This window comes from Paenibacillus sp. J2L1-98 (genome assembly GCF_056269405.1).
The window spans coordinates 121984-145973 of record NZ_JBWDNW010000003.1 but is presented as its reverse complement, the minus strand read 5'-3'; the positions used below and the strand labels follow the sequence as shown (position 1 = coordinate 145973).

24 protein-coding genes and 7 tRNA genes are annotated in these 23990 nt (G+C 48.2%); 7 read left to right on the top strand and 24 right to left on the bottom strand.

The annotated features are described in order from the left end of the window. Window positions 1–17 precede the first annotated feature (17 nt). Window positions 18–3170, bottom strand: a complete 3153-nt coding sequence (locus tag AC0YNZ_RS08995; RefSeq protein ID WP_475826283.1) for a carbohydrate-binding protein — start codon at window positions 3168–3170, stop codon at window positions 18–20. 318 nt (window positions 3171–3488) lie between these two features. Between AC0YNZ_RS08995 and uraA the strand changes: the two genes are divergently transcribed. Then, on the top strand, window positions 3489–4790 hold the full coding sequence (uraA, locus tag AC0YNZ_RS08990; protein WP_475826282.1) for a uracil permease: 1302 nt from the start codon (window positions 3489–3491) through the stop codon (window positions 4788–4790). A gap of 101 nt (window positions 4791–4891) precedes the next feature. After that, window positions 4892–5230 carry a L,D-transpeptidase gene (locus AC0YNZ_RS08985; RefSeq protein ID WP_475826281.1) on the top strand — a complete coding sequence of 113 codons (339 nt, stop codon included), beginning with the start codon at window positions 4892–4894 and terminating at the stop codon, window positions 5228–5230. An 87-nt stretch (window positions 5231–5317) separates the two neighbouring features. Here AC0YNZ_RS08985 and AC0YNZ_RS08980 read toward each other — a convergent pair whose 3' ends face one another. The 10 genes from AC0YNZ_RS08980 to AC0YNZ_RS08935 form a co-directional block, all read right to left on the bottom strand. Continuing rightward, window positions 5318–6220: a metallophosphoesterase family protein gene (locus tag AC0YNZ_RS08980; RefSeq protein ID WP_475826280.1), complete on the bottom strand. Its 903-nt coding sequence runs from the start codon at window positions 6218–6220 to the stop codon at window positions 5318–5320. Between the two features lie 140 nt (window positions 6221–6360). Then, window positions 6361–6445 (bottom strand) — tRNA-Leu (locus AC0YNZ_RS08975). A gap of 54 nt (window positions 6446–6499) precedes the next feature. After that, window positions 6500–6574 (bottom strand) — tRNA-Glu (locus AC0YNZ_RS08970). Window positions 6575–6686: 112 nt separating this feature from the next. Further along, window positions 6687–7001: a hypothetical protein gene (locus tag AC0YNZ_RS08965; RefSeq protein WP_475826279.1), complete on the bottom strand. Its 315-nt coding sequence runs from the start codon at window positions 6999–7001 to the stop codon at window positions 6687–6689. Window positions 7002–7180: 179 nt separating this feature from the next. Beyond that, a tRNA-Leu gene (locus AC0YNZ_RS08960) sits at window positions 7181–7265 on the bottom strand. Between the two features lie 54 nt (window positions 7266–7319). Further along, window positions 7320–7395: transfer RNA gene (locus tag AC0YNZ_RS08955), tRNA-Lys, on the bottom strand. 51 nt (window positions 7396–7446) lie between these two features. After that, a tRNA-Glu gene (locus AC0YNZ_RS08950) sits at window positions 7447–7521 on the bottom strand. 106 nt (window positions 7522–7627) lie between these two features. Then, window positions 7628–7718: transfer RNA gene (locus AC0YNZ_RS08945), tRNA-Ser, on the bottom strand. Between the two features lie 5 nt (window positions 7719–7723). Continuing rightward, window positions 7724–7799: transfer RNA gene (locus tag AC0YNZ_RS08940), tRNA-Asn, on the bottom strand. Between the two features lie 27 nt (window positions 7800–7826). Beyond that, window positions 7827–8306 carry a SprT family protein gene (locus AC0YNZ_RS08935; protein ID WP_475826278.1) on the bottom strand — a complete coding sequence of 160 codons (480 nt, stop codon included), beginning with the start codon at window positions 8304–8306 and terminating at the stop codon, window positions 7827–7829. Window positions 8307–8435: 129 nt separating this feature from the next. Here AC0YNZ_RS08935 and AC0YNZ_RS08930 point away from each other — a divergent pair, with 129 nt between their 5' ends. The 3 genes from AC0YNZ_RS08930 to AC0YNZ_RS08920 all read left to right on the top strand — a co-directional run bounded on the left by AC0YNZ_RS08930 (window position 8436) and on the right by AC0YNZ_RS08920 (window position 9949). Further along, window positions 8436–8798 (top strand): hydrolase/acyltransferase, encoded by a 363-nt coding sequence (locus tag AC0YNZ_RS08930; protein WP_110769717.1) that lies wholly within the window; start codon window positions 8436–8438, stop codon window positions 8796–8798. A gap of 80 nt (window positions 8799–8878) precedes the next feature. After that, window positions 8879–9022: a cortex morphogenetic protein CmpA gene (cmpA, locus tag AC0YNZ_RS08925; RefSeq protein ID WP_475826277.1), complete on the top strand. Its 144-nt coding sequence runs from the start codon at window positions 8879–8881 to the stop codon at window positions 9020–9022. A 303-nt stretch (window positions 9023–9325) separates the two neighbouring features. Beyond that, the gene (locus AC0YNZ_RS08920) at window positions 9326–9949 is read left to right on the top strand and encodes a TVP38/TMEM64 family protein (protein ID WP_475826276.1); all 624 of its coding nucleotides are present in this window, start codon (window positions 9326–9328) and stop codon (window positions 9947–9949) included. A 91-nt stretch (window positions 9950–10040) separates the two neighbouring features. Here the strand turns inward: AC0YNZ_RS08920 and AC0YNZ_RS08915 are convergent, their stop codons facing one another. The 6 genes from AC0YNZ_RS08915 to uptA form a co-directional block, all read right to left on the bottom strand. Next, a complete protein-coding gene (locus AC0YNZ_RS08915; RefSeq protein WP_475826275.1) occupies window positions 10041–10715 on the bottom strand; it encodes a nitroreductase family protein in 675 nt (224 codons plus the stop codon). Window positions 10716–10885: 170 nt separating this feature from the next. After that, window positions 10886–11341, bottom strand: a complete 456-nt coding sequence (locus tag AC0YNZ_RS08910; RefSeq protein WP_475826274.1) for an RrF2 family transcriptional regulator — start codon at window positions 11339–11341, stop codon at window positions 10886–10888. A 103-nt stretch (window positions 11342–11444) separates the two neighbouring features. Further along, on the bottom strand, window positions 11445–13703 hold the full coding sequence (locus AC0YNZ_RS08905; protein ID WP_475826273.1) for a Tex family protein: 2259 nt from the start codon (window positions 13701–13703) through the stop codon (window positions 11445–11447). A gap of 23 nt (window positions 13704–13726) precedes the next feature. Beyond that, window positions 13727–14380, bottom strand: coding sequence for an MBL fold metallo-hydrolase (locus tag AC0YNZ_RS08900; protein ID WP_475826497.1), 654 nt, complete (start codon window positions 14378–14380; stop codon window positions 13727–13729). A 19-nt stretch (window positions 14381–14399) separates the two neighbouring features. Next, entirely contained in the window at window positions 14400–14966 is a 567-nt protein-coding gene (locus AC0YNZ_RS08895; RefSeq protein ID WP_475826272.1) for a thioredoxin family protein, read from the bottom strand. A gap of 62 nt (window positions 14967–15028) precedes the next feature. Next, complete coding sequence (uptA, locus tag AC0YNZ_RS08890; RefSeq protein WP_475826496.1) at window positions 15029–15637, bottom strand: undecaprenyl phosphate transporter UptA; 609 nt, start codon at window positions 15635–15637, stop codon at window positions 15029–15031. Window positions 15638–15803: 166 nt separating this feature from the next. Between uptA and AC0YNZ_RS08885 the strand changes: the two genes are divergently transcribed. Beyond that, complete coding sequence (locus tag AC0YNZ_RS08885) at window positions 15804–16250, top strand: cupredoxin domain-containing protein (protein WP_110769709.1); 447 nt, start codon at window positions 15804–15806, stop codon at window positions 16248–16250. A 77-nt stretch (window positions 16251–16327) separates the two neighbouring features. Continuing rightward, on the top strand, window positions 16328–16639 hold the full coding sequence (locus AC0YNZ_RS08880) for a dehydrogenase (protein ID WP_475826271.1): 312 nt from the start codon (window positions 16328–16330) through the stop codon (window positions 16637–16639). Window positions 16640–16698: 59 nt separating this feature from the next. Here the strand turns inward: AC0YNZ_RS08880 and AC0YNZ_RS08875 are convergent, their stop codons facing one another. From AC0YNZ_RS08875 to rfbC, 7 genes are all read right to left on the bottom strand, one after another. Then, window positions 16699–19035 (bottom strand): YcdB/YcdC domain-containing protein, encoded by a 2337-nt coding sequence (locus AC0YNZ_RS08875; RefSeq protein WP_475826270.1) that lies wholly within the window; start codon window positions 19033–19035, stop codon window positions 16699–16701. A gap of 157 nt (window positions 19036–19192) precedes the next feature. Further along, window positions 19193–19378: an H-type small acid-soluble spore protein gene (locus AC0YNZ_RS08870; protein WP_475826269.1), complete on the bottom strand. Its 186-nt coding sequence runs from the start codon at window positions 19376–19378 to the stop codon at window positions 19193–19195. A gap of 53 nt (window positions 19379–19431) precedes the next feature. Beyond that, the gene (locus AC0YNZ_RS08865) at window positions 19432–19614 is read right to left on the bottom strand and encodes a hypothetical protein (RefSeq protein ID WP_475826268.1); all 183 of its coding nucleotides are present in this window, start codon (window positions 19612–19614) and stop codon (window positions 19432–19434) included. A 122-nt stretch (window positions 19615–19736) separates the two neighbouring features. Continuing rightward, window positions 19737–21167, bottom strand: a complete 1431-nt coding sequence (gene cls, locus AC0YNZ_RS08860; RefSeq protein ID WP_475826267.1) for a cardiolipin synthase — start codon at window positions 21165–21167, stop codon at window positions 19737–19739. 108 nt (window positions 21168–21275) lie between these two features. Next, window positions 21276–22151, bottom strand: a complete 876-nt coding sequence (rfbD, locus tag AC0YNZ_RS08855) for a dTDP-4-dehydrorhamnose reductase (RefSeq protein ID WP_475826266.1) — start codon at window positions 22149–22151, stop codon at window positions 21276–21278. 1 nt (window position 22152) lies between these two features. Further along, the gene (rfbB, locus tag AC0YNZ_RS08850; RefSeq protein ID WP_475826265.1) at window positions 22153–23175 is read right to left on the bottom strand and encodes a dTDP-glucose 4,6-dehydratase; all 1023 of its coding nucleotides are present in this window, start codon (window positions 23173–23175) and stop codon (window positions 22153–22155) included. 9 nt (window positions 23176–23184) lie between these two features. After that, entirely contained in the window at window positions 23185–23742 is a 558-nt protein-coding gene (rfbC, locus tag AC0YNZ_RS08845) for a dTDP-4-dehydrorhamnose 3,5-epimerase (RefSeq protein WP_475826264.1), read from the bottom strand. Window positions 23743–23990 lie beyond the last annotated feature (248 nt).

Here is a 23990-nt window from a genome sequence, read left to right as displayed (position 1 = left end):
GCAACCGTTTGTGCCCTTTAATTCTGATCCATGCTGCCGCTAGATTTCACTGTAATTTTGAACAGCTTCGATTGCGCACCGTCCAAGCTCACTGTCAATTGTCCTGTAACCTGACTGGACTCATTCGTCCACAGATCAACAACTTTGGCATTAGAAGCAGCCGGAATACCGGATCGTTTGAAATCTATCGTCTTCGTTACGGACTCATTGGTATAGTTAAACACGGCGAGATAATAATCCTTGCCCTCCTGCATAACAAACATAACCGCAGCGCCCGTTCCGGTATTGCCTTCGACCGGCTTAAACGCTTTGCCTTTAAGCGCGACATCGTTTACTTGCTTGTTAGTCAGAAGCTTCTTCATCAGCTCCTGCGCTGCCGGATCGTTTACATCGTCGGAATTTAGAAATACGGTACCGGAAATGACAGCAGAATTGACCCGGGTCTGCGAGGCAGCAAACGAGCCGCCCTTCACGAGCGCCATATAATCGGGATCTGTATATGGATAGATCGTTCCGTTCTGCCACCAGCCGTATGTCAGATTGTTAAGCTGATATTCCGTTCTGCTCAGCGTGCCGTCAATGTCGCATGAGATCCGTCTCGCATGGGCGTATTGACTTGGGAATAATGGAGCGATCGAAGCGCTGATGAACATTTTTCCACCCAGCACCTTATTGATATGCGCCATGCCCTGGTTGTAAGCCTGAATACCTGTTTGAACATTCGGATCAAAGTGCTTGCCCTCGAAGGAGCCATGGCTTAGAAAGTCAATCTTAATATATTCAAATCCGTAATCGAGAAAACGATTGAAATAGTATTCGATACGCTGCTTGGAGCCCGGATGAGTCGGATCGATCGCATAAGCGCCGTCCACCTTCGGCAGAGGGCTGCCATTCTGATCCCTCAGGATGATATCGCCGTACGTATATTTCCCTCCCGTTCCCTCTACCAGCTGGCCCATATTATCGCCCCAGTAGACGAACGGACCATAATAAATACCGGCCTTTTGTCCGTTTTTGTTAATAATCTGGACTGCTTGCTTAAGCTGCTGCTCGGATAGATTATCCCAATAGGAATCCATATTAATATAAACATTACCTTTATTCGCGAAGGAAGACTTCTGTAAATTTTCCTTAAAGAAATCGGATACAGCTACAACCTTGTCATAGCTTAAATGGCTTTCGTAAGCGCCCCAGCTATTCCAGCCCACCGCTACGCCCTTCGGAACTCCGCGTTCGAATTCGAGAGGCGGCGCAACCGCTGCGTTCGCTTGGCCGTAGCTTTCCAGACCTTCACGGTAATCCGTATAGTAACCGATAAAAATTTGCGGCGACGTTAATGTCGTTCCCGTCACTTTCCCATGCGCTATCGTATCATGCGTCGAGGTAGGCGAGGAGAAACCGCCGTATACTTTCAGCTTGTTCAAGCGATCAGCGGAGCCGCTCCAATAAATGCCGGTTTTCCACTGATCATGGGTCACCGATCCGATGACTAAGCCGTTCCGTCCGGTATTGTCGTAAACAGCCGTCAATTCCGAGCTGACATAGTTGTTCGTGTTCAGACTCGTATTAATGGTCCGCGCCTGATATCTGGACCACGCGTCATTATCGAAGGGAGCAATGAGAACCCTGTTGTCCGCGTAGCTGCCGATATCGATGCCTCCCGTAGAATTGAGAACAACAGGAGACATTTCATTCGTGCTAAGCGTCTCGTCGCCTTTAACCTGTTGACTAACCAAGAAATACGGCAAACGATCATAAATTTGATAAATTTGCTTCATCGTTGGAAGGCCCGGCTCGCGATTCTCGATCGTCACCCGGATTCCTTTGCCATGGCCGTCTTTTATTTTCTCCACTTTGTTCATAGCGAACAGATGCTCAGCATAGTTTTTACTGTCCAACTGCTTATCCAACAGAATGCTGCTATACATGCCTTTCGCTATCGTCTTGCCGTTCCAATCGAATGCAGCAAGGCCGGATTCCGTATTATAAGTGATTTTGTAAATGCCATTCGATAAGGTCACGCCCGTCTCGTGCTCCGACACCTTGATTGAACCGTAAATAGCGGTGTCGGTCTCTGCACCGATATTGCCAATCCCGTCGACATCGTCCGGCTCCTCGCCAGGGGCCTCTGAACTGATTATTTCGATTTTATCGATATCAGGCGACCAGCCGCCGTTATCGTCGAACAGAATGGTATTGCTGCCTTTTTGCAGCTCCACCTCGATAGTGAAGACGCCAATCGTGTCCCAGCTTGCGGTTTGCGGCGGTGTGTAGGTTTCCTTCTCACCGCTGTTCACGCTAATGGCTATAGGCCGGGGATCACCGGAGATATAGCTCAGCTTTAAGGTATAAATACCGCTTGTTGGAGCGTTTATCTGATTGAATTGCAGCGTTGATCCGCCCCAGATATCGCCTACCTTCTTGCCGCCGGAGCATTCGGTTTCCGCTTTGCAAGAGCGTATGACGGAATGGCCCGTTAACGTATTTGCCGGTGCTTCCGCTTCATATACTTGTCCATTGCCAGCCGGTGGTTCATTTGGATCCGTTCCGGATCCGGAATCGATCAAACGAAGCTCAATTTTATCGATATCCGGAGAGTATCCGTCCTCATCACTGATGCGGATGGTATTTTCACCCTGATGAAGTTCCAGCTGAATCTCGTAAGTGCCAAGCGTGCTCCAATCCGCCGTTTTCGGAAGATCATAACGGTCGCTTCCCCCGCTGTTCACACTGACCGCAAAAGACCTTGGGTCGCCTGAAATGTAATGCACCGTCATCGCATAGACGCCACCCTCGGCTACATTCACACCGTTAAACTGCAAAGCGGAGCCTCCCCAAAGATTGCCTACCATTTGATTGCCGGAACAACCGACGGCAAGCTCACAGTCTTTGACAGCGGCTTTCCCGCTCAGCTGATTGCCGGCCGCTTCCGCCTCAAAGGAATAGCTTCCGGCATTCCCGTCCGCCGCCTGTTCATCTGCCAGCGCCATAGGAGCGATCATGGCCGTCTGAAACAATAAAACCAACGCTAAAATGACAAACAAGCCTCTCCCCGTTTTCAATCTGTTCAACATCATTTCCTCCTCTGTTGCATTCATGTGTAAAGCGCTTTCTTTGTTAAGTGTATAGGTGATTTGAATGCCGAACCAGCCAAGAATGTTACGATTCATACTCCAAACCAACTGACTTTTGCAGGCCTGCGCAGCCAAAAAATGCCCCAAAAGCAAACTACACTGCTTCTGGGGCATTAGATATTCGATAACCGCTATCGTTATTTGGCAATATCCCACACATCCTGAATGTCCGCTGGCCGCTGAATGTCGAAACCATCGACTCGCATTTTCCGTTCTGCCTGTACTCCTTCATTATTAATGTATGCATTTATGACCATCCTATATAAGAAAACACTTGCCAAACCATTGCAGAACTAGGTAGAATCGACAAGGGCCAAAACTAGACAACCTACATCATAGAAGGAGTTTAATCAAATGAAAAAAGCAATCGGGGTCCATGATAGACCTCCTACCCTGCAAAGCTTGCTGCTTAGCCTGCAGCATCTATTTGCTATGTTCGGTTCCACCGTGCTCGTTCCAAATATACTCGGCGTTGATCCGGCTATCTGTTTACTCATGAACGGAATCGGGACGCTGCTTTATCTTTGGGTATGCAGCAACAAAATTCCGGCCTATCTGGGCTCAAGCTTCGCCTTCCTTGCGCCGGCTGGCGCCGTTATCGGCGATCAGGCTGCAGGAGGCGGCAGCTATGCGGCTGCTTTAGGCGGATTTATTATATCGGGCGTAATCTTTACGATCGTCGCGCTCATCATTCAAGCAGCCGGAACCGGCTGGATCAACGTCGTCTTTCCTCCAGCAGCCATGGGCGCTATCGTCGCTATAATCGGTTTAGAGCTTATACCGGTCGCAGCACGAATGGCTGGTTGGATTATCCCGCTGGACAAGGATCCCGCTGTATGGTCGCCGGATCCAAAAATCGTTGTCCTATCCACCGTTACCCTTGCCGTAACCGTGCTTGGCTCCGTACTATTCCGCGGATTCATGCGCATCATTCCGATTCTGATCGGTATCGTAACCGGATATGTGCTTGCTTATTTTATGGACTTTACCGATTTCAGCAAGGTTGCCGAGAGCAGCTTCATAAAATTGCCGCATTTCACTTTCCCTGAGTTCCAGTGGACGGCGATCATTGCCATTGCGCCTGCAGCGCTTGTCGTCATCGCCGAACATATCGGGCATTTAGTCGTTACCGGCAACATCGTGGACAAAGATCTGTCGAAGGATCCCGGCCTTCACCGCTCTATGCTGGGCAACGGAATTTCTACTATCCTATCCGGCTTTGTAGGGTCCACCCCAAACACGACCTATGGGGAAAACATCGGCGTGCTTGCGATTACGAAGGTCTACTCGACCTTTGTTATTGGAGGCGCGGCAGTCATTGCGATTGTACTTTCGTTCTCCGGAAAATTTTCCGCACTCATTTCAGCCATTCCAGAGCCGGTTATGGGCGGCGTTTCCCTGCTGCTGTTCGGCGTTATCGCCGCATCCGGCTTTCGGATGCTTGTTGAATCCAAGGTGGATTACAGCAAGCCTACTAACCTATTCCTCACAACGGTTGTTCTTGTAACGGGACTTAGCGGCGTGAAGCTTACGATCTTGGATTTCTCTCTATCGGGAATGGCTCTCGCAACCGTAGTCGCAATTGTGCTCAGCCTGCTGTTCAAAGTGTTTGACGTATTAAAACTGTCCAACGACCATGAGTTTTCGAAGCATTAAATAGGAAAGGGGCGCCTCGCTGCAGGCGCCCCTTGTTGTATATCCGATGAAACAAATCTCCGCATCCATACATAGCATAAGTGGAAAGGAGTGAAGCTACTATGCCAAACTACCGTATTATCGTCGATCTTTCCGATCGTCAGCTGCACCTGCTGGATGGCAACATCGTCACTCGATCCTTTCCCGTTGGCATTGGCAGAATGGTCACCCAGACGCCTGCTGGCGAATTCACGATCGTGAACAAGCAAGCAAATCCAGGCGGTCCTTTCGGCGCATTCTGGATGGGACTATCCCAGCCCCATTATGGCATCCACGGCACTAACGATCCTTCCTCCATCGGCCATCTGGTTTCACACGGCTGCATTCGCATGTATAATGTCGACGTTCTAGCTTTGTCAAAGCTCGTCCCCATCCATACGCGTGTAACGATCCGGCCTTAGCCTAGCGCAAATAGAGTAATCAAGACAACTACGCAGCAAGCTAACCCATTCGCAACGGCAAAAAGCCAGCTTTAACGGGCTGGCTCTTTAGCCGGACAAAGAGGACGGTTCATCCAGCGCAAGCCACGTGTCGAATGCGCGCTCGCCTTCCGTCAAACGAATAACTCTTCCTCCACGGCTTAAGCTGCCATAGGTGTTATAACCTGTTACGCGGCCAAAGCAGAGCTTAATGCCATGCAGCGTTCCGCAATAATCGTTGTCATGATCATGTCCGGCAAAAGTACCCGTAACGTCACCCGACTCGACCATTGCCGCAAATAGTCCGCTGTTCAGCTTCGGACAGCATACCTCTTCGCCTTTGCTTCCGCTCTCTGCGCCCAGCTCCCAACATTCCTTATATTCCGGAAGCGGAATGTGAAAGAAGGCTAACGCAGGCAGTGCCGTTTCATTTTGCAGGCGATAATCCTTAGCCAGCTTCCGGTACCACTCCACCTGACAGCTGCGTATCCAATCATATCCGCCGACCGATTCCGGGGCAGTCGCTCCGGAATCGAAGAAATAAAGAATAGCAGCCGCTTTGTCCGCTTGCGAGCTTCCAATCGCTAAGGCGTAATTGCCGATTCCGTTCAGCTCATTCGGCCCTGCTATGGACAGGCAGCCAGCCTGCTGCTCCGCAATCGCCATTAGCTGTTGACGCGTTACGTTCTCCTCCGCATCGTGATTGCCGAATACGACGGCCCACGCAATACCGGACTCAATGGCTGGCGAGATTGCTCTGCGGAACGAAGCAATCGGATTATGTACGCCTTTGCTCCATATAAGATCCCCGGTATAGACGATCAGATCGGGCTGTTCCTGGGCGATCAGACGCGCAGCCAGCGAAAGTGCCCGCTCATCTTCATCATTCCACGGCTCGCTGCCAATATGCATATCCGTTAACTGCAGAATCGTAAAGGCTCCATTCTCGCGAAATTGCAGTCCGTCCGTCATAAAATCAGTCCTCTCCATTCGTTAAAATAAGCACCGAATAAAGTGAAACTTATAATGCTTCAAAATAGATATATGTCTGAAATCATGAGAAAAAAATCAAAAAAAGCCTTGCTCCGCAAGGCTTTCAATTTAATAAGTTATGGTGCGGTAGACAGGATTTGAACCTGCACGTCCATGGGACACTACCCCCTCAAGATAGCGTGTCTGCCGTTCCACCACTACCGCACATTTGAAGTTAGGACGTTTCTTCAGTTGCATCGCTTCGGATTGCAAAGGAAATGGTGACCCGTAGGGGACTCGAACCCCTGTTACCTCCGTGAAAGGGAGGTGTCTTAACCACTTGACCAACGGGCCGTTCTGAACAAAAATCTTTATAATGCTTTGGCAACAAAAATGATTATATCAGCTTATACGCTGGAGTACAAGTACTTTTTCAAAAAAAATTTCAAAACAATGTGCACAGCTTTTATTCGACAGTCTCTGCTTTAAACACATTGTCTAATTTGTCTTCCGGCGTAAGTCTCTTCTTCAAAGGCACCTTAACATCTCTTCCCAGTTCTTTAAAGAAAGTTTCCACGTCGCATTCGATTTTATCTACATAAACCGATAGCGTGCCTTTTTCAATGATCGCTTCATTACCTTCAGCAGGCACAGTAACCTCGATCGAATATTTTTTCATTAAAGTGTTGCTGTAACGCCCAAAAATTTCAAGCAATTCCTCGTTATTAAATTTCCCAATCGCTGCTTGGCCCTTGTTCGTAAAGTTTAAGTTTATTCTCATGTTTACAGCTCCTTATCTCTAATGATGCATCTGTTTGGACGGCTCGAGTAACTTATAACGAAAAAACCACTCTCTAGTCAGATTTATGGTCTGAATATAAAGTGGCATCATCTATCAGAAAAGTGCATATTACTGACACCTTCTAAGTTCACCTATATACATCGGCAAAGAGTAAGTTATGGTGCGGTAGACAGGATTTGAACCTGCACGTCCATGGGACACTACCCCCTCAAGATAGCGTGTCTGCCGTTCCACCACTACCGCACATTTATAAGCCGAGCAACCTTCATTCACAATTCCTTAGTTCTGCTAAGAAAATGGTGAGCCATGAAGGACTCGAACCTTCGACACCCTGATTAAAAGTCAGGTGCTCTACCAACTGAGCTAATGGCTCTCGCTGTGATTGTAACCAAGCTCCTTGGAACTTGTACACTTTGAGGATAAATGGTGACCCGTAGGGGACTCGAACCCCTGTTACCTCCGTGAAAGGGAGGTGTCTTAACCACTTGACCAACGGGCCGTATCATTCATAACAATAATTGCTTTTCACAATGGCGCAGCCTCGAAAGGCAAATAAAAAAGACCGGTTGAACGGTCTTACCGTTGCAAACACTTGTGAAAAAATGTGGCGGAGAGAGAGGGATTCGAACCCTCGCACCACTTACGCAGTCTAACCCCTTAGCAGAGGGTCCCCTTGAGCCACTTGGGTATCTCTCCAAATCTGGCTCCCCGAACAGGACTCGAACCTGTGACAACTCGATTAACAGTCGAGTGCTCTACCAACTGAGCTATCAGGGAAAAGTAAAAGTGACAAGTAATAATATATCACGTTGTATTTTGATTGTCAATCAATTTTAATAATAATTTTCCGCGGCATTTTCCGCAGACGTACTTTGCCGGATCAAGCTTCCGCTTCCGTAAATATTCCATGCCGCATATGCTGCAAACAAGCTTGTACCGAAACGGCTGCTGCTTGCGCTGCGCGCGTTCGGGAAGCGACTGGCAATAGCGTGAGCCGCCGACATGCGCAAGCAAATTTTTAAAATCGGCATCGCGATGCTGGTATCCCCGCTTCATAATATGCAAATGATAATGACATAGCTCATGCTTAATTATTTTTTCTGTTTCCTCAAGCCCGAAGGCAGAAAGCTGATGAGGACTGATCTCTATGTTATGCGTATGCGTAAAGTACCGTCCTCCCGTTGCTTTCAAACGGCTGTTGAATGTCGCTTGATGCAAGAACGGCCGACCAAAAAAGACTGTTGAAATATGTTCAACCCATTGCTGCAGCGCTTCATTATTCATCGATTATTCTCCCCCAACTACTTGAATTTTAAAGCCGCGATACGCTACACTGTCAAGTAGGAATTATTAAATACGTAAAAAATCCGCATGAGAAGTACGGTAATAACCGAGGGGAGACCAATAATTACTATGGCAAATATGCGCTACGTCTTATTGAAACAACATGACAGCATCTCTTTCGTTGAGATGCCCGATTCGCACGCTTATCAATTAAGCGCGCTTAACCTGCGGCTTCATAAAGAAATCGATAAATTGACTGCCGAGAACGTTCCGAGCTTGCCTTACGCGGTAGCGGAGTGCAACGATGTCGTGCTGCACGATTCGTCGATCTCCATCGTCTCAGGGCTCGATTACATCAACAGCTTAGAACAGGATTTTGCAAGCGTACAAGAGAAATCCTATCCGCTTATCTCGCTGTTGACAGAAATACGCGCCCTGCAAGCTCAACTCGAGCAGTGGTACGAGGAATACGAAGAAGAACAGAGCATTTAGCCTTGGACCTGCACGGACACCCGCCCTCCTCCATATTGTAGTATTACAATAAGTTAGGCCCCGGGAGGAGGACGAAGTATATGCCACAGTGGCTGTGCAATCAACTGATGCGCGCTTTTCAGAAAAAAGATCGCAGACAAATTAAGCTGCTTAACGACTGCTGGTATTTCTACCGTAACAAACAAAGTCCGAAGGAACAAGGCGGCGTCACCGAATTTCAATGATTGATCCCAATCGGATCACATAATCGCAAGCGGCTGAAGCCACTTTTTGGAAACAAACCGTTTCGCGGTGAAATATAAGCAGAGTTACAAATGCGAAGCTCATAACGATCTATATTTGAGTAAAAAAACGCGCAGGACCAATTGGTCCTGCGCGTTTCGATTGTCTGGGCGGTCATCTAAGCCTTCTTAATTTAAGAAAACAAACTGCACCAACCGAATTGGATTTAGAGGGCATACGTCCAGCATCTGAATTTCATCTTCGGCTGTGGTATGATATAGGCAATTACATGTCGGGAGAAAACCATGTTAAAAAAAATAAGCTTGGTAATCATTTATGCAGCTGCTGCATTCGTTCTTTATACATACGGCGACGAGATATTGCCATGGCTTCAGCAGGCGGACAATGTTCCTCTCGTCATCCTCATGGCTGCTTTAATGGCTCTATTTCCCGTTATTCCTTACCCTGTTGTCTCGGGATTAATCGGTGCGGCGCTTGGACCCGCGCTTGGCGGATTCGCTGCGTGGGCAGGTTCGGCGGCCGCTTCTATTGTTATGTTTCTGTTCATTCGATACGGATTCCGGGAATGGGGCGTACACGTATTGCATCGCTATAGCCGCATCGGAAGACTGACGGAGCTGTTCGAGCGTAACGCCTTTTTGACCATTCTGTTTGCCAGGCTTATTCCGTTTATCCCGTCAATCGCTATCAATATGTATTCAGCTTTAAGCCGCGTTTCCTTTACCTCTTACGCAATCGCCTCGTCGCTTGGCAAAATGCCGGCCATGCTGCTCTTCGTGACAGTAGGCGACAATCTTATAAGCAATCCGAAAAATATGTTAGCTGCCATTGGAATATACGGTCTATTTCTAACACTGTCCTTATTCGCTTACCGGCTCTGGCGGGGCATGCAGCCGGCAAAATTATAACGAAATATAGACGTTTCATTACAGAAACGGGAAAACCGGCTTCCGCTAACGAAGGCCGGTTTTATATATTCGCTTTCTTTTAGACCAGCTGTTATAGCCCGTTGAAAAAAGTAATATCCTCGACCGGCAAGCGGGTTGTTGGATGGCCTTCGGCAGACGCTTTACCGATTGGAAGCATCAGCGTAGGCAAATAACGGTCCGAGATATTGAACAGCTCTTTCACTTGATCGCGATTGTAGCCGCCCATAGGAACGGTATCGTATCCTTTGGCGCGTGCAGTCAGCATAATTTGCATCGCTACAAGACCTGTGTCAAATACGACGATTTCCTTCAAGCGTTCTGCCGGAAGCGAGGAGTACATTTTGGTCGAGTTCGCAATAAAGTTATTTGCGACTTCCTCTGTCATATAGCCCGCCGCTGCGGCCGCGCCATAGATTTTATCCGATAAAGTGTACATTTCCAAGTCGCCCAGCACAATAACGATTGCCGAGGCTTCTAAAACCTGCTGCTGATTAAATGCGATCGGATGCAGCTTCTTCTTCAGCTCCGGGTCGGTTACAACGAGAAAACGCCATGGCTGCATGTTCGAGGAGGATGGAGCTTTCGTAGCGATCTCCAAAATATCACGAATTTCTTCCTCTGAAATAACGACGCTGCTGTCATATTTGCGAATGGAACGACGATCGTTAAGCACTTGGAAAAAAGAAGACTTCGATTGGCCATTTGTTTGAACCGTTACTTGCGAATCGATTTGAGTTGCGGACATAATAGTTCCCTCCAAAAATTTAGTTTTTAATCTGTGCAAAATTCCGCTCAGTTAATTTCAAATAAAAACCTGTTTATAGAATTTCGCAGTTGAATGTCTATCAACTGTATATATTATATGCACAGTATAGATCGTGTCGTTACGTTTGTCAATCGACTTACTTTATTAAATTAACTTTTTGTTGATGAATGCGGTAAGGTCCTTTCTGCAAGCTGCGCAATTGTAAACTGCTGCAGCGTTTCGATCGTTTTCTGCTCAACCTCGTTTGCAATATCAACAAAAGCCGATTTCATATTCAGTCCGGAATCGTGAATGCCTATCGTATCCAGCATGCCGCTGCAGAGCGGTTCTCCGACCTTGAGCGCGATATATACGTCAGCGAGAGAAATGGCCTCGGGCGGGCGCTTCAATCTGTAGCCTCCGTCACGGCCTTCCCTTGTTTCGATGATTTGCGCGCAAGCAAGCTTAGCAAGCACTCTTCGCAGCTGAGTAGCCTCGGACTTCAAGCAGCCGGCAATTGCCGCGCTTGGGTAATTATCCGTCTTACGCGATAAAATAACGAGCGCCTGCAGCGCCAGTCCGAACCATTTTGAATGTGCAGATCCGCTGATTTTGTCTGCCTTCATCGTCCGTCTCACTCCTTTTGTAACATGGTGATGGATGATCATACTCTTTCTTAAAGGATAAAGGGTTCGCCCTTTGACGGACGAACCCTTTAACTGCATGCTGTTAATCAGGCTTACGCATAGTCAAGCTTACGCGGCCTTTCTTCAAATCGACGCTGAGCACCCACACGGTCACCGTATCGCCAACGGATACGACATCCATCGGACGCTTAACGAATTTATCGCTCAATTGAGAAATATGAACGAGACCGTCATTTTTGATGCCAATGTCGACAAATGCTCCGAAGTCGATAACGTTGCGCACCGTTCCATGAAGCTCCATCCCCGGCGTTAAGTCTTCAATGTTCAGCACATCCGTATGAAAAATCGGCGGAGGCAGCTCCTCGCGCGGATCACGTCCCGGCCGAAGCAGACTGTCCATAATATCACGCAAGGTCGGAACGCCCACACCAAGCGCAGGGGCAATTCGTTCAACGTCAAGCTGAGCAAGCTTAGTCTTCAGCTCCTCAGAGCCCAGCTGCTTAAGCGTAAGACCCATCTCGCTAAACAGCTTGTCTACCACGTCATACGACTCGGGATGAATTGGCGTGCTGTCGAGCGGATTGACCGGTTCGGCGATCCGCAAAAAACCGATACATTGCTCGTACGACTTAGCGCCAAGGCGCGGCACCTTCTGCAGCTGCGCACGCTTTACAAAGCGGCCGTTCTCATCGCGGTATTTCACGATGTTCTTCGCGATCGTAGCATTAATGCCAGCAACATAGGATAACAGCGAAGCCGATGCGGTGTTTACATCGACACCGACATGGTTAACTGCCGATTCGACCACTCCGCCAAGCGTTTCATCGAGCCGCTTCTGACTCACGTCATGCTGATATTGGCCGACTCCGATTGCCTTTGGTTCAATCTTTACAAGCTCGGCAAGCGGGTCCTGCAGCCGGCGGGCAATCGATACCGCGCTGCGTTCTGCCACATCAAGCGATGGGAACTCTTCCTGAGCGAGCTTAGAGGCCGAATAGACGCTCGCGCCCGCTTCGTTGACTATAATGTACTTCAGCTCGGGACCGCCCGCTGCCGCCGCTTTACGCTTGCCTATTAAGGCAGCGATAAACTGCTCCGTTTCACGCGAGGCCGTTCCGTTACCGATGACGATCAATTCTACTTTATATTTATCGATCAAGCTGTTGATCAGCTTCTCCGCTTCTGCCACTTTGTTGTTAGGTGGCGTCGGGTAGGAGACCGCGACCTCAAGCAGCTTTCCAATGTCGTCAATGACCGCCAGCTTACAGCCGGTACGAAATGCCGGATCTACTCCGAGCACGATATTGCCCCTAACGGGCGGCTGAAGCAGCAGGTTGCGCAAGTTTTCGGAGAAGATCGAGATCGCATGCTCCTCCGCTTTCTCCGTCATTTCGCCGCGCACCTCGCGTTCAATAGAAGGCGAGATTAGACGCTTGTAACAATCTTCGATGACTGCAACAAGCAAATCGCGTACAGACTGGATCGTACCGTTTCGCAGCAGCTTCCGCTGAATATGCTCATGGATACGGGCAGTTGGAACGTCGAAAGTGACACGCAGCACCTCCTCGCGTTCGCCCCGGTTAATGGCGAGCACGCGATGGGGCGGCAGCTTGCGAACCGGCTCCTGATAGCTGTAATACATTTCGTAAACCGTTTCCTCGGCGGCGTTCTTTGCTTCTGTCTTAAGAAGCGCTTGATCGAACGTAAATTTGCGTACCCACGCGCGAATCGAAGCATCATCTGCAATATTCTCTGCGATGATGTCCATTGCACCGTTCAAGGCATCCTGTGCAGTCGGCACCCCTTTTTCCGTATTCACATAACGGGCTGCTTCGGTAAGCGGATCGCCGCTGCGAGGCTGCAACCACAGCCATTCAGATAGAGGCTCAAGTCCCCTTTCCTTCGCTACGCTGGCGCGCGTTTTGCGCTTTTGCCGGTAAGGACGGTAAAGATCCTCGATTTCCTGCAGCTTAACCGACTTATTGATATCCGCACGCAGCTCTTCCGTCAGCTTGCCTTGCTCGTCTATAAGACGAATAACCTCGCGCTTGCGCTCTTCCAGGTTACGCATGTATTGAAGCTTCTCTTCAATCGATCTTAAGGCATTCTCATCGAGCTCGCCGGTCATTTCCTTGCGGTACCTTGCTATAAACGGGATCGTGTTGCCTTCATCAAGCAAGCTTACAGCCGATTTCACCTTCGTTACCGGGATGGATAACTCCGCGGCGATGCCGTTAATAATCCGCACGCTCTCGGCCGCTTTCTGCTCTGCTGTCAGTTTCGATTTCCCCTGCGCCTCTTCTGATTCCTCTGTAAAATGCTGTACCTTCGTATCCGCCAAACGTCATGCCCCTTCCTAATGCATTATGCTCCCGTATACGGGTTGTTCGCCATTTCAAACCCTATCGTCGTACGTCCGCCATGTCCCGGATATACAATAACATCCGGACTTAGCTTGTACAGCTTCAAGCGAATGGAATCATACAAATCCCGCTCGCGTCCGCCAGGCAGATCCGTGCGGCCAACCGATAATTTAAACAGCACATCACCCGAGAATAAATGGTTGCCGCACAAGAAGCTGACGCTGCCGGGAGAATGCCCTGGCGTGTGCATGACCCGGAAAGATAAGCCGAGAAGATTTAAGGTTTGGCCTTCCGCAAGCGCGTATTCGGCAGCATCCGTCGAGAGAGGCGGCGTTACGTCCTGCCATCTCATCGAACCGTTCTTGCGCGGATCAGTCAGCCAATCCGCCTCCAGATCATGGATGTATACCGGGCAATCAGCCGCCTTACGCACCTCATCCACTCCGCCCATATGATCGAAATGGGCATGGGTCAGCAGGATAGCCTCAACCTTTACGCCTTCGAGACGCTCGAGCAGCTTTTTGGGATTCATGCCCGGATCAATGACGATTGCCCGCTCCCTCGGCTGTTCACTATCGCTGGACGCCGGCTCCGTCACCGTAATCAAATACGCATTCGTTTGCAAAGGCCCTAATGTAAATGTTTCAATTCGCATATTCATACTCATGTCCCTCTTAAAACGACTCCAGCAAAGTGCGAAGCTCTTTCACAATAATGGACTGATAATCCGTGCCTTCACCGTAACGGCGGCCCATCTCTTGCCGGGTAACCGCCAGCTTCTCTTGATAATCAGCCGCTTCGCGGTCTGGATTTTCTTTCTTGAATGCAATCATCGCTTCCTGTACATGGCTCGGACGAGGTCCCCATTGTCCAAGCACAGCTCCGCCTGTGTCGGCAATAATGACAACGGGTACGGAACGGCCGCCCATCGTCAGAAATTGATCCATCGTATCGATATGCTCTTCCATAATAAGCACCTCAGTAGGGATTCCGCTGTTCTCGAGCGCTTTGAACACGACGGGGATATTGCGCACGACATCACCGCACCAATCAGCCATCAGAATCAAAACGCGAAGATCGTCACGATTGTTTAGCGACTCGAAATACTCCTTATCACTCTCATCCGTCCAAATGAACTTTTCAGACCAATCGGTAAACTGCTCATTATTTTTTGTCATGCCGTCAATAAATTGCTGCGGACTAATTCCTTTGCCGAGCTTGTCTGCTACGCTTTTGCTCATATGAATCCCTCTTTCGTCTACTTATTGGTTAATCCAATTTTGACGCATTCAACATTTTTCCATTATACCGATTTGCCGCGCGAACGTACAAATTTGAACAGCACATATACGATAAGCAGCGCTATTGCGATTAAAATGGCAGGTTGTACATATGGCGCAGCCTTTTCATCGATCTTATCCCAATTTTCGCCAAGCGTGCTTCCTAAATAAATAAATAAAATAGACCAGGGCAGTGAAGCCAGAGCAGTAAGAAGCGTAAATAATCCAAAATTCATGCGTGCCATACCTGCAGGAACGGAAATCACCTGTCTCATCACCGGAACGAAGCGAGCCGTAAACACGATTCCCGCACCGTACTTGTTGAACCATTTTTCGGCGGTGTCGACATGCTTCTGTTTGAGTTTTATGTATTTCCCGTACTTCTCAACGATAGGACGACCGCCGTACCTGCCAATCCAATAAAGGATCCAGTTTTGACCAATCGCTCCGAGCGTACCGAATAGAACAGCTCCCCAGAAGGTTATCTCCCCCTGCGATACAAGGTAACCCCCATAGCCCAATACGATTTCACTCGGGATCACTTCAATTAAAAGTCCGATTAAAATGCCAAAATACCCTAAGCTTTCAACCCACTGCAGCGCACCATCCAACATCCCATGAATCCATTCCATCTCTTCTCTCAATCCGCCTTCCTTTAATAAAATATGGTTTCTCTTTCTACTCCGTGCTGAAGCTATTCTAACATACGATACGGACAACCTTCCACTTTTGTCATGTGCTGTCAAGCATCCGCATAGACTAGCCTTAAATGATACGAATAGATGAGGTGAGTGTTTCATGTCCAAAATATTTATTGTAAGTAAACGGCAAATACAATTATTTATCGTTGTAACAGCGTTAATCATTTTGACCGGCGTTTACTTAAGCTGGGACCGGTCGCGAGAGGTTGGCGGACAGGCCTCGGAAGCGCGTGTCATCCAGCTGGTGACGGGCGAATACAAAACGGAAACCGCCGACGGCAAGGAACTGGAAGTATACGTCTGGCACCCCGGCACTATAAACGTCAGCAAAGGAGAGCCGATCGAGCTGCAAATTAGCGGCGTGAACGGAAACAGTCATCCTTTTGTCGTAGAAGGCCTAGGGCTGCGCGGCGAAGTAACGAAGGGCAAAACAACGATTGTCCGCTTTACGGCAGAGAAGGCGGGCACTTACCCCATTCTGTGCTTGACCCACACCGATATGCGTCACGGCGGACCGATGGTCGGCTATATCGTCGTGCAATGACCGCATTATCAAGCTAATCGAAGTGACCTGCTCCTCACCATACGCATACATATGGGATAGAGAGGAGTCGGTTCGCAATGAAAGCTGATGCGCAAAAGCATACCGCCGGCTATCCAACCGCGCGAAAAATACGCCGGGCCTGCAGCAACGAGCTGTACCGCGCCGTCAAGCGGATGAAGCTGTGGATATCGAAGGAAAAGATGGAGAAAGCCGAAGACATTTATTTTAAAAAGGTTATTCTAAACCTGACCTGGATCTACGAAAATAAAAGCAACCGCAAAGTTCAATGCGATTGGTGGGAAGAGAATGTCAGCGCTGAAATTGCGGAGCTATGGGAAGTGGATCGCACTCAGCTGTGCACTGCGTTTCGCGAGGCATACGGCGGCTGAGCAAATATGCGAAAAACCTGACTGCCATGTTCGCAGTCAGGTTCGCACCAGTGATCATGTTATATAAGCGAAAAATCAAGTTTATCTTGAATATTGACCACACGTAACAAGACAACGCTTGCTTGCGCTTTCGTAACAGGAGTATCCGGTCTAAATTTGCCTTTAGAAGCGGTAAGCAGTCCAAGCTTGATTGCAAGCGCAGCGGCCCCTTTGTTCTTAATGGACGCAGCATCCTTTAATGATGAAATGTCATAATCCTTGTCCAGGAATGCCGACAGCTTGTCATAATTAAGCATTTGCATCAGAATAAGCGCAAGCTGATCCCTCGTCAGCGTTTGATTTAAATCCATGTCGGCGCTCGCAGTCCCATCCAGCCAGCCTTGATTGTCAAAAAAGCTTAATGCTTCCCCATATGAGTCCTCTTCTGCGGTATCCTCAAAACCTCTTTCAAGCTCTAAAGGGGTAGCTGCATAATCATCTTCACCAGGCTGTATACTATTTAAAATTATCGTCATCCAATCCCCGATTGTCAGTGCTTCGTCAGGATGCAGCAGTTCATTCTCATCCGCTTGTAAAATGCCGTAATCAACCATCACATTAAGCTGCTTGCTTGCCCAGTGCTTGTCAATATCGGTTGGCTTGCTTATGAAGTCTCCCTCAACTGCTTGATCCTCTATATATTCTAGCTCCAGCTTTCCCGTTACGGCATTAACGATATATTCATCGGTCGTGCCATTAATTAACGGATAATAGACAAACTTCGTTTCATATGTTTGATTCTTGTCTTCCCTATCATCCGTTATTGAAGTGATATACAACAAATCTGCGCTTATCGCTTTGTTATACAAAACCAACGCTTCCTCGAGAGACAAGTTCGGCTTCAATTCGCTTATTTTCTTTTCCAGGTCCGAAGGATCAGCTAAAGTACGACTGTACTCTCTTAACTCTCCATCACCGTTTAGCGTAAGCGCAATATTACTATCCATTACGGCAATATTGTTGAAAAATTGAATGAAATAGAAATGATAGAACGTTTCTCCCTGAGTCGTGTAAGAAGCCTCGCCATCGAGAATCCGCATATATTTGCCCGCATTCGGATAAAGAGCTGTCACCAGATCAAGCGCCTTCTGCTTCGCGGCTTGCTCTGTAATGGAAGGTTGACGGACGATGCTTTCTGCTTCACTGGAATCGCTGAACTCATTCGTACTAAAATCGACTATTTGACCCGTATGGACGTCAACAGTAGCTTTAACAACTTTGTGATTTTGCTGTTCATTAAGCTGCAAGTTCCAATTGAGCTCCCATACCGTCCGGTTTGTCTCTTGCCAGTCCTCAATAAGAGAGCTTTGTACCCGAATTAAATTTTGGGGCAAAGCTACAGCTGATGTGACAATGGCGAGTGCCTCTTCCTCCGTTAATGCTTCTCCGGCATAGGCCTTAAAGGGAGAGACCGATGATTTTATAGCTGAGAAGCTTTGTTTGCTTGATCCATTATCGAAACCCCGGAGGTTGACAGCTTCTCCCGTCTTAGCGTCAATTAAGGGTACAGCCTCACTTCCCGCACCGTATGCTAAGCGATAGCTGTTTTCCGTTTGTTGGGAAAAATCATATTGTTCATCGTACACAGGTATGTAATAAAGCTGCAGCTTCGTTCCGTCCTTGAATTGTTTCTCTGCCTGCTTCTTCGTCAGCTTGGTGTCAGGCGAAGGAAAAACCGTCTGAGTAAGCAAGGCATCATACGAAACAACATCTCCGTTTCCGTTAATCGTGACATACACAAACTCGCTATTGGTAGGATAACCGTTAACAAGGACATTAAATACAAAATGATATTGCATAGGATAAAATAATGACGGAGAGCTGTATCGTTGTCCAAAATCCGACTGTTCTATCAATTCATTTACCTTGATCGATGTCTCCGCTTTCGTAACAAATCGCTTAGCGATCCCGGTTGCTTGATCCCGCGATACTTTCAAGGGATAGCCCGCTTTAGCTAAGGAATGGGCATCATTATAATAACCAACTACATGACCGTTCGATGGATCTATTCGGATTCTAACTTCGCTTTCAGCCATTGGTGTACCAAGCGACCAAGTAATATTCCATACGTCCCCGCTCAACCTTTGAAATTGATCTTCCCTTTCAAAATTAACCGCTTTGATTTCAGCCTTTTTCAACTCGGGAAACAACTTCAAGGCAATATTAATTGCTTCTTCATCCGATATATTAGCCTTTTCTCCGTATGATTCTTCTTGCTCTAAATCAGACGTCTCCTCCGCTGCATAAGCGGTTTGACCAAACATCGAAGCGTGCAGCAGCATCAACGAGAGTGCAATGCCGATAGCTCCTCTGATCCATCGGAGCTTTATAAACCGTTGTCTTTGCTCTAATTCCATACCCCTTATCGCCCTCTCTGCAATCCCATTCTTTGTAATGCATCAACTCTACCCTTCATTTTAGGATAAAATTTCATACTTTACCATAAAAAAACCGAATCGACGCATGCTGCCGGCATGGCCAATTCGGCTTTTGACTAATCGGTAATTCCAGTCTTTACTTATCGATTTCCTTCAACCGGTCAACAGATACCGTTTTCGTATTCACAGGGTTGTTATTGACCATAACGGTCGCCATGCCGTTCGCTTCGTCAACATTTTCGATCCAGACCGAATCTTCGTCCAGTTTAACCAAAAACGTCTGCTCTGACTCGTAAATTTGCATCGCACGCGCTGTATCCATTCAGCTTATTCCTCCTAGCCTTTCTAATGAATATTTCCTAACGCGGTAAGCCTTTACCTCGTTTCCTGATCCATCGTATCCGTTGTTGATTCGTCAATCAGGCCGTTCTGCAGCGTCACATTGCCGCCGCCTAATCCTTCATTTACCATCCTGTCGATATCCATAAAATAATCGTCCCGGCCCTCATGCTTTCGATCTACTGCTGCTTGCTTTTGATCATTGTTCGTATCGGTCACAATAATACCCTCCCAAAAGTTTAACGTATGCCGGGGCAGCTGCCTCTGCATTCGATGTGACGGCTCGTTATTATAAGCCATTACGAAAAATATGCCCGAAATTGCAGTCAACCATGCATCGGTTAAAGCAGCGGCGATAGCATATGAAGGAGAGCCTCAGCCGCCTTTTGCCGCTTCGGACGGTTAAGGAAGGCTTTGCGCTCCAGCTCCCGGCTATGCCGCAAATCCTCAATAAAATCAGCTTCCAAACGGTTAATCGTTCCTTCATCAAAAAGCACCGCACTCAGCTCAAAGTTGCTGTACAAGCTTCGCATATCGACATTCGCCGTCCCAACCATTGCCAGCATTTGATCAACGATCATCACCTTCGCATGAACGAAGCCCTTCTCGTACCGGTACACCTTCACACCGGCTTCCAGCATGTCCTGTATATACGATAAAGTCGCCAGCAGCACGAGTATGGAATCGGCTTTGCCCGGTATGATAAGCCTAACGTCCACACCGCTGAGCGCGGCTGTCCTGAGACCCATGATCAAACTGGGATCGGGAATAAAATACGGAGTGGTTATATAAATCCGTGTGCTCGCTGCCGTAATTGCCGCAAACATCACCTCGATGATTTTGTGATCATGCTGTCCGGGCTTGCTGGAGACGATCAATACACGTTCCTTCCCCTCGCTAAGATGCCGCGGCATATAAGCGCTGCCATCCAGCTCTTCTTTCGCCGCAAATGCCCAATCGTTCATGAACAGCTCCTGCAAATAATAGACGGAGTCGCCCTTTAACCGCAAATGTGTATCGCGCCAGAAGCCCAGCTTAGGATCTTTCCCTACATATTCATCGCCAATGTTAATGCCGCCGATAAAGCCTACCTTGCCGTCTACAACGACAATTTTCCGATGATTGCGGTAATTTAATTTCCTGTCGAGCAAGGCGACCCGCGGCGGCAAAAAACAGCTCGTCCGAACGCCTGCTTGGCGCAGCTCGTCAATATAGGCTTCACTCAAGTGCAAGCTGCCGATTCCATCATACACCACCCGAACCTCTACGCCCTCCCGTGCTTTTCGCGTCAGCACCTGCAAAAAACGTCTGCCGATATCATCATCACGAATCGTGTAATAGTCCATATGTATATGATGGCTGGCCTGCTCAAGCTGTTCTAATATTGCTTCAAACGTATCGTTACCGTTCGTTAGCACTAACGCTTCATTGTTGCGGGTAACCGGAAACGAGACAAGCCCCGCAAGCATAGCATAAAGCTTTTCTTGACTCTTAAGCTGCTCGTTTCCCATATCGGCTGCTCCGCTGACCTTTTCAGATATTTGGCTCGCGTATCGTACTGCCTCCTGCTTAAAGCGTTCTAAACGCCTGCGCTTCGTAAATTCTTTCCCGAGCAAAAGGTATGCGATAAAACCAATGATCGGGCATACGAATACGAGCAGCAGCCAAGCTGTCAGCTGTGCCGGACGACGATGCTCCATGAAGAACACAGCCGCTATTTGAACAATATAAATGACCAGCGCCGCAATCAGCCAAATGCACCACAAAGCCATAATACACCTCATTTTCTCCTTGCCGAGGAGCCGCTGACAAGTGTCTCTAGTTTGAGCGCGTGCTTAGAAACGTATACTTCTTCAATAAAAAAAGCCCGCCGATTATTTCTAATCAGGCAGGCTTGGCTTTACAATATGACCGGTTTGTTTGAGATAGTCGTTTAACGCTTCACGCCAAGGACGCAGCATTGTAAGTCCGTTACTGCGAATAGCGGTATGATCCATTACCGAGTAGGCCGGTCTAGGCGCCGGTCTTGGGAAATCAGCCGTTGTACAGGGCTCCACTGTAATGTCGGCACCGCTGTCTTCAAAAATCGCTTTGGCAAAATCAAACCATGAGCAAATTCCGCTATTTGAGGCATGGTAGATGCCGTAGAAATCGGTATGCACGAGCTCTAATAAGAAGGCAGCCAAATCATACGTATAGGTTGGCGATCCGATTTGATCAGCCACCACCTTGAGCTGATCGCGTTCGCCGGCTATTTTCAGCATCGTCTTCACAAAATTATTGCCGTATTTTCCAAATACCCAAGAAGTGCGTACGATGTAAAAACGGTCGTGCAGCGTCTGTACGGCTTGCTCGCCGGCAAGCTTCGACTTCCCATACACGGTTTGTGGATTAGTTTGGTCATATTCATTGTACGGCGCTGTGCCTGTTCCATCAAATACATAGTCCGTACTTATATAACAAAGCTTAGCGCCTGCTTCCCGGGCAGCAACTGCCACGTTGCGCGTTGCTGCTGCATTCACTCGAAAAGCCTCATCCCGTTCGGTCTCGGCTTTATCCACGGCAGTATAGGCTGCGCAATGAATGACAACATCCGGACGGTGAAGCGTGAATTGCTTGCGGCATGCCGGAAGGCTGGTAATGTCCAGCTCATGACGGCCGAGTCCAATGATGTCGGCTGTAGTTGACTGCCACTCCGTCAATTCACGTCCCAGCTGTCCATTCGCACCCGTAATGACGATTATTAATTTAGACATGTTATTCGATCGCCTCCGGGCGATTCTTATATTTCGTATCATAGTATTTCCGATAAGTGCCGGACGCGACCCGCTCCATCCATTCCGCATTGTTCACATACCAGCGGATCGTTTCCTTAATCCCATCCTCGTAGTTGAATTTCGGCTGCCAGCCAAGTTCATTGCGGATCTTATCCGCATCGATCGCATAGCGGCGGTCATGACCAAGACGGTCCTTCACATGTGAGATAAGCGTCTCCGGCTTCCCGAGCTCTTCAAGAATTGTACCGACAACCTGCAGGTTGTTGCGCTCATTCCGGCCGCCTACGTTATACACCTCACCGGCGCGCCCTTTGTGCAGCACCAGATCAATGGCGCAGCAGTGATCCTCTACATACAGCCAGTCGCGCACATTGAGGCCATCTCCGTAAACCGGAAGCAATTTATCTTGCAGCGCATTTTGGATCATCAACGGAATCAGTTTTTCAGGGAACTGAAATGGACCATAGTTGTTGGAGCAGCGCGTAATGTTGACATGCAGGCCGAATGTTTCGTGATAAGCTCTAACGAGCAGATCCGCTCCCGCTTTACTTGCCGAATACGGACTGTTTGGCGCAATAGGAGTATCTTCAGTAAAGAGCCCCGTTTCACCAAGCGTACCGTAAACCTCATCCGTAGACACTTGAACGAATTTAGTAATGTTATATAGCTTCGCCAAATCGAGCAGCGTTTGCGTACCGAGGATGTTCGTCTGTACGAAAATTTCCGGATGCAGTATGCTCCGATCCACATGCGATTCAGCTGCAAAGTTGATGACCGCACCAACGCCTTCTGCGAATAACGGCTCCAGCTGCGTACGGTTTGCGATATCCGCTTTCACGAACGAATAGTTCGGATGCTTCTCAATCGAGCGCAGATTTTCCAGATTACCCGCATAAGTAAGCGCATCGACATTGACAATCTCATAGCTGGGATAGCGTTTAATCATGTATAGAACAAAGTTACTCCCTATAAAGCCGGCGCCGCCGGTTACGAGTAATTTCACGTGTCTGACTCACCCTTCATATACAAAGTTAATTTCCGCATCGGCCAGTAGCGGATGCCTGCTGTCCTTATCTGATAATATCGGGTTCGATGTCGGCCAGTCGATTGCAAGTAGAGGATCGTTCCATGCTATGCCCCGGTCGTGTTCGGCACTATATTCTTCATCAACTTTATATTGAACTTCGCTATTAGAAGATAGAGTGCAGAAGCCATGAGCAAACCCTCGCGGCACTAGCAGCTGCATCTTATTCGAAGCCGATAGAACAAATCCTTGCCATTGTCCATAGGTCGGAGAACCCTTCCTAATATCCACGACAACGTCATAAATTTCTCCTGCGGTAGCTCTTACAAGCTTCGACTGCGCCTTAGGGTCTAATTGGTAATGAAGCCCTCGAAGGGTACCCATTTCACTGGAAAGGGAATGGTTATCTTGAATAAATTGAATTGCGATGCCATGTTTAATATATGTGCTTTGATTGTAGCTCTCCATAAAAAAGCCGCGCTGATCACCAAAAACAGTAGGCTCAATTAATATAACGCCAGAAAATTTCGTAGCTGTCACTTTCAACGCCAATCACCACCCATTATATTTTGAACCTTACCGAATTGTTGTCCATCATTGTTTCGCTAGACTTACTATATGAAAACGTGTTTCTGCATCTGTATGCCACCTCAGCGATACATACATCATATGACAATAGTTTGTCCGAGATGTAGACATAGTAGCGATCTTCAGACATGTTGACCGGACAAGGTGCTGGATAACAAAAAAAGCCGTTCGTCTACCGCCTGTCTTCCGAAGAAGCAGCAGGAGCA

Excerpts from the sequence above, each read along its gene's own strand:
- AC0YNZ_RS08995 (WP_475826283.1), bottom strand. The coding sequence starts at position 3,170 with ATGAATCGTAACATTCTTGGCTGGTTCGGCATTCAAATCACCTATACA.
- uraA (WP_475826282.1), top strand. The coding sequence starts at position 3,489 with ATGAAAAAAGCAATCGGGGTCCATGATAGACCTCCTACCCTGCAAAGC.
- AC0YNZ_RS08985 (WP_475826281.1), top strand. The coding sequence starts at position 4,892 with ATGCCAAACTACCGTATTATCGTCGATCTTTCCGATCGTCAGCTGCAC.
- AC0YNZ_RS08980 (WP_475826280.1), bottom strand. The coding sequence starts at position 6,220 with ATGACGGACGGACTGCAATTTCGCGAGAATGGAGCCTTTACGATTCTG.
- AC0YNZ_RS08965 (WP_475826279.1), bottom strand. The coding sequence starts at position 7,001 with ATGAGAATAAACTTAAACTTTACGAACAAGGGCCAAGCAGCGATTGGG.
- AC0YNZ_RS08935 (WP_475826278.1), bottom strand. The coding sequence starts at position 8,306 with ATGAATAATGAAGCGCTGCAGCAATGGGTTGAACATATTTCAACAGTC.
- AC0YNZ_RS08930 (WP_110769717.1), top strand. The coding sequence starts at position 8,436 with ATGGCAAATATGCGCTACGTCTTATTGAAACAACATGACAGCATCTCT.
- cmpA (WP_475826277.1), top strand. The coding sequence starts at position 8,879 with ATGCCACAGTGGCTGTGCAATCAACTGATGCGCGCTTTTCAGAAAAAA.
- AC0YNZ_RS08920 (WP_475826276.1), top strand. The coding sequence starts at position 9,326 with ATGTTAAAAAAAATAAGCTTGGTAATCATTTATGCAGCTGCTGCATTC.
- AC0YNZ_RS08915 (WP_475826275.1), bottom strand. The coding sequence starts at position 10,715 with ATGTCCGCAACTCAAATCGATTCGCAAGTAACGGTTCAAACAAATGGC.
- AC0YNZ_RS08910 (WP_475826274.1), bottom strand. The coding sequence starts at position 11,341 with ATGAAGGCAGACAAAATCAGCGGATCTGCACATTCAAAATGGTTCGGA.
- AC0YNZ_RS08900 (WP_475826497.1), bottom strand. The coding sequence starts at position 14,380 with ATGCGAATTGAAACATTTACATTAGGGCCTTTGCAAACGAATGCGTAT.
- AC0YNZ_RS08895 (WP_475826272.1), bottom strand. The coding sequence starts at position 14,966 with ATGAGCAAAAGCGTAGCAGACAAGCTCGGCAAAGGAATTAGTCCGCAG.
- uptA (WP_475826496.1), bottom strand. The coding sequence starts at position 15,637 with ATGGAATGGATTCATGGGATGTTGGATGGTGCGCTGCAGTGGGTTGAA.
- AC0YNZ_RS08885 (WP_110769709.1), top strand. The coding sequence starts at position 15,804 with ATGTCCAAAATATTTATTGTAAGTAAACGGCAAATACAATTATTTATC.
- AC0YNZ_RS08880 (WP_475826271.1), top strand. The coding sequence starts at position 16,328 with ATGAAAGCTGATGCGCAAAAGCATACCGCCGGCTATCCAACCGCGCGA.
- AC0YNZ_RS08875 (WP_475826270.1), bottom strand. The coding sequence starts at position 19,035 with ATGGAATTAGAGCAAAGACAACGGTTTATAAAGCTCCGATGGATCAGA.
- AC0YNZ_RS08870 (WP_475826269.1), bottom strand. The coding sequence starts at position 19,378 with ATGGATACAGCGCGTGCGATGCAAATTTACGAGTCAGAGCAGACGTTT.
- cls (WP_475826267.1), bottom strand. The coding sequence starts at position 21,167 with ATGGCTTTGTGGTGCATTTGGCTGATTGCGGCGCTGGTCATTTATATT.
- rfbD (WP_475826266.1), bottom strand. The coding sequence starts at position 22,151 with ATGTCTAAATTAATAATCGTCATTACGGGTGCGAATGGACAGCTGGGA.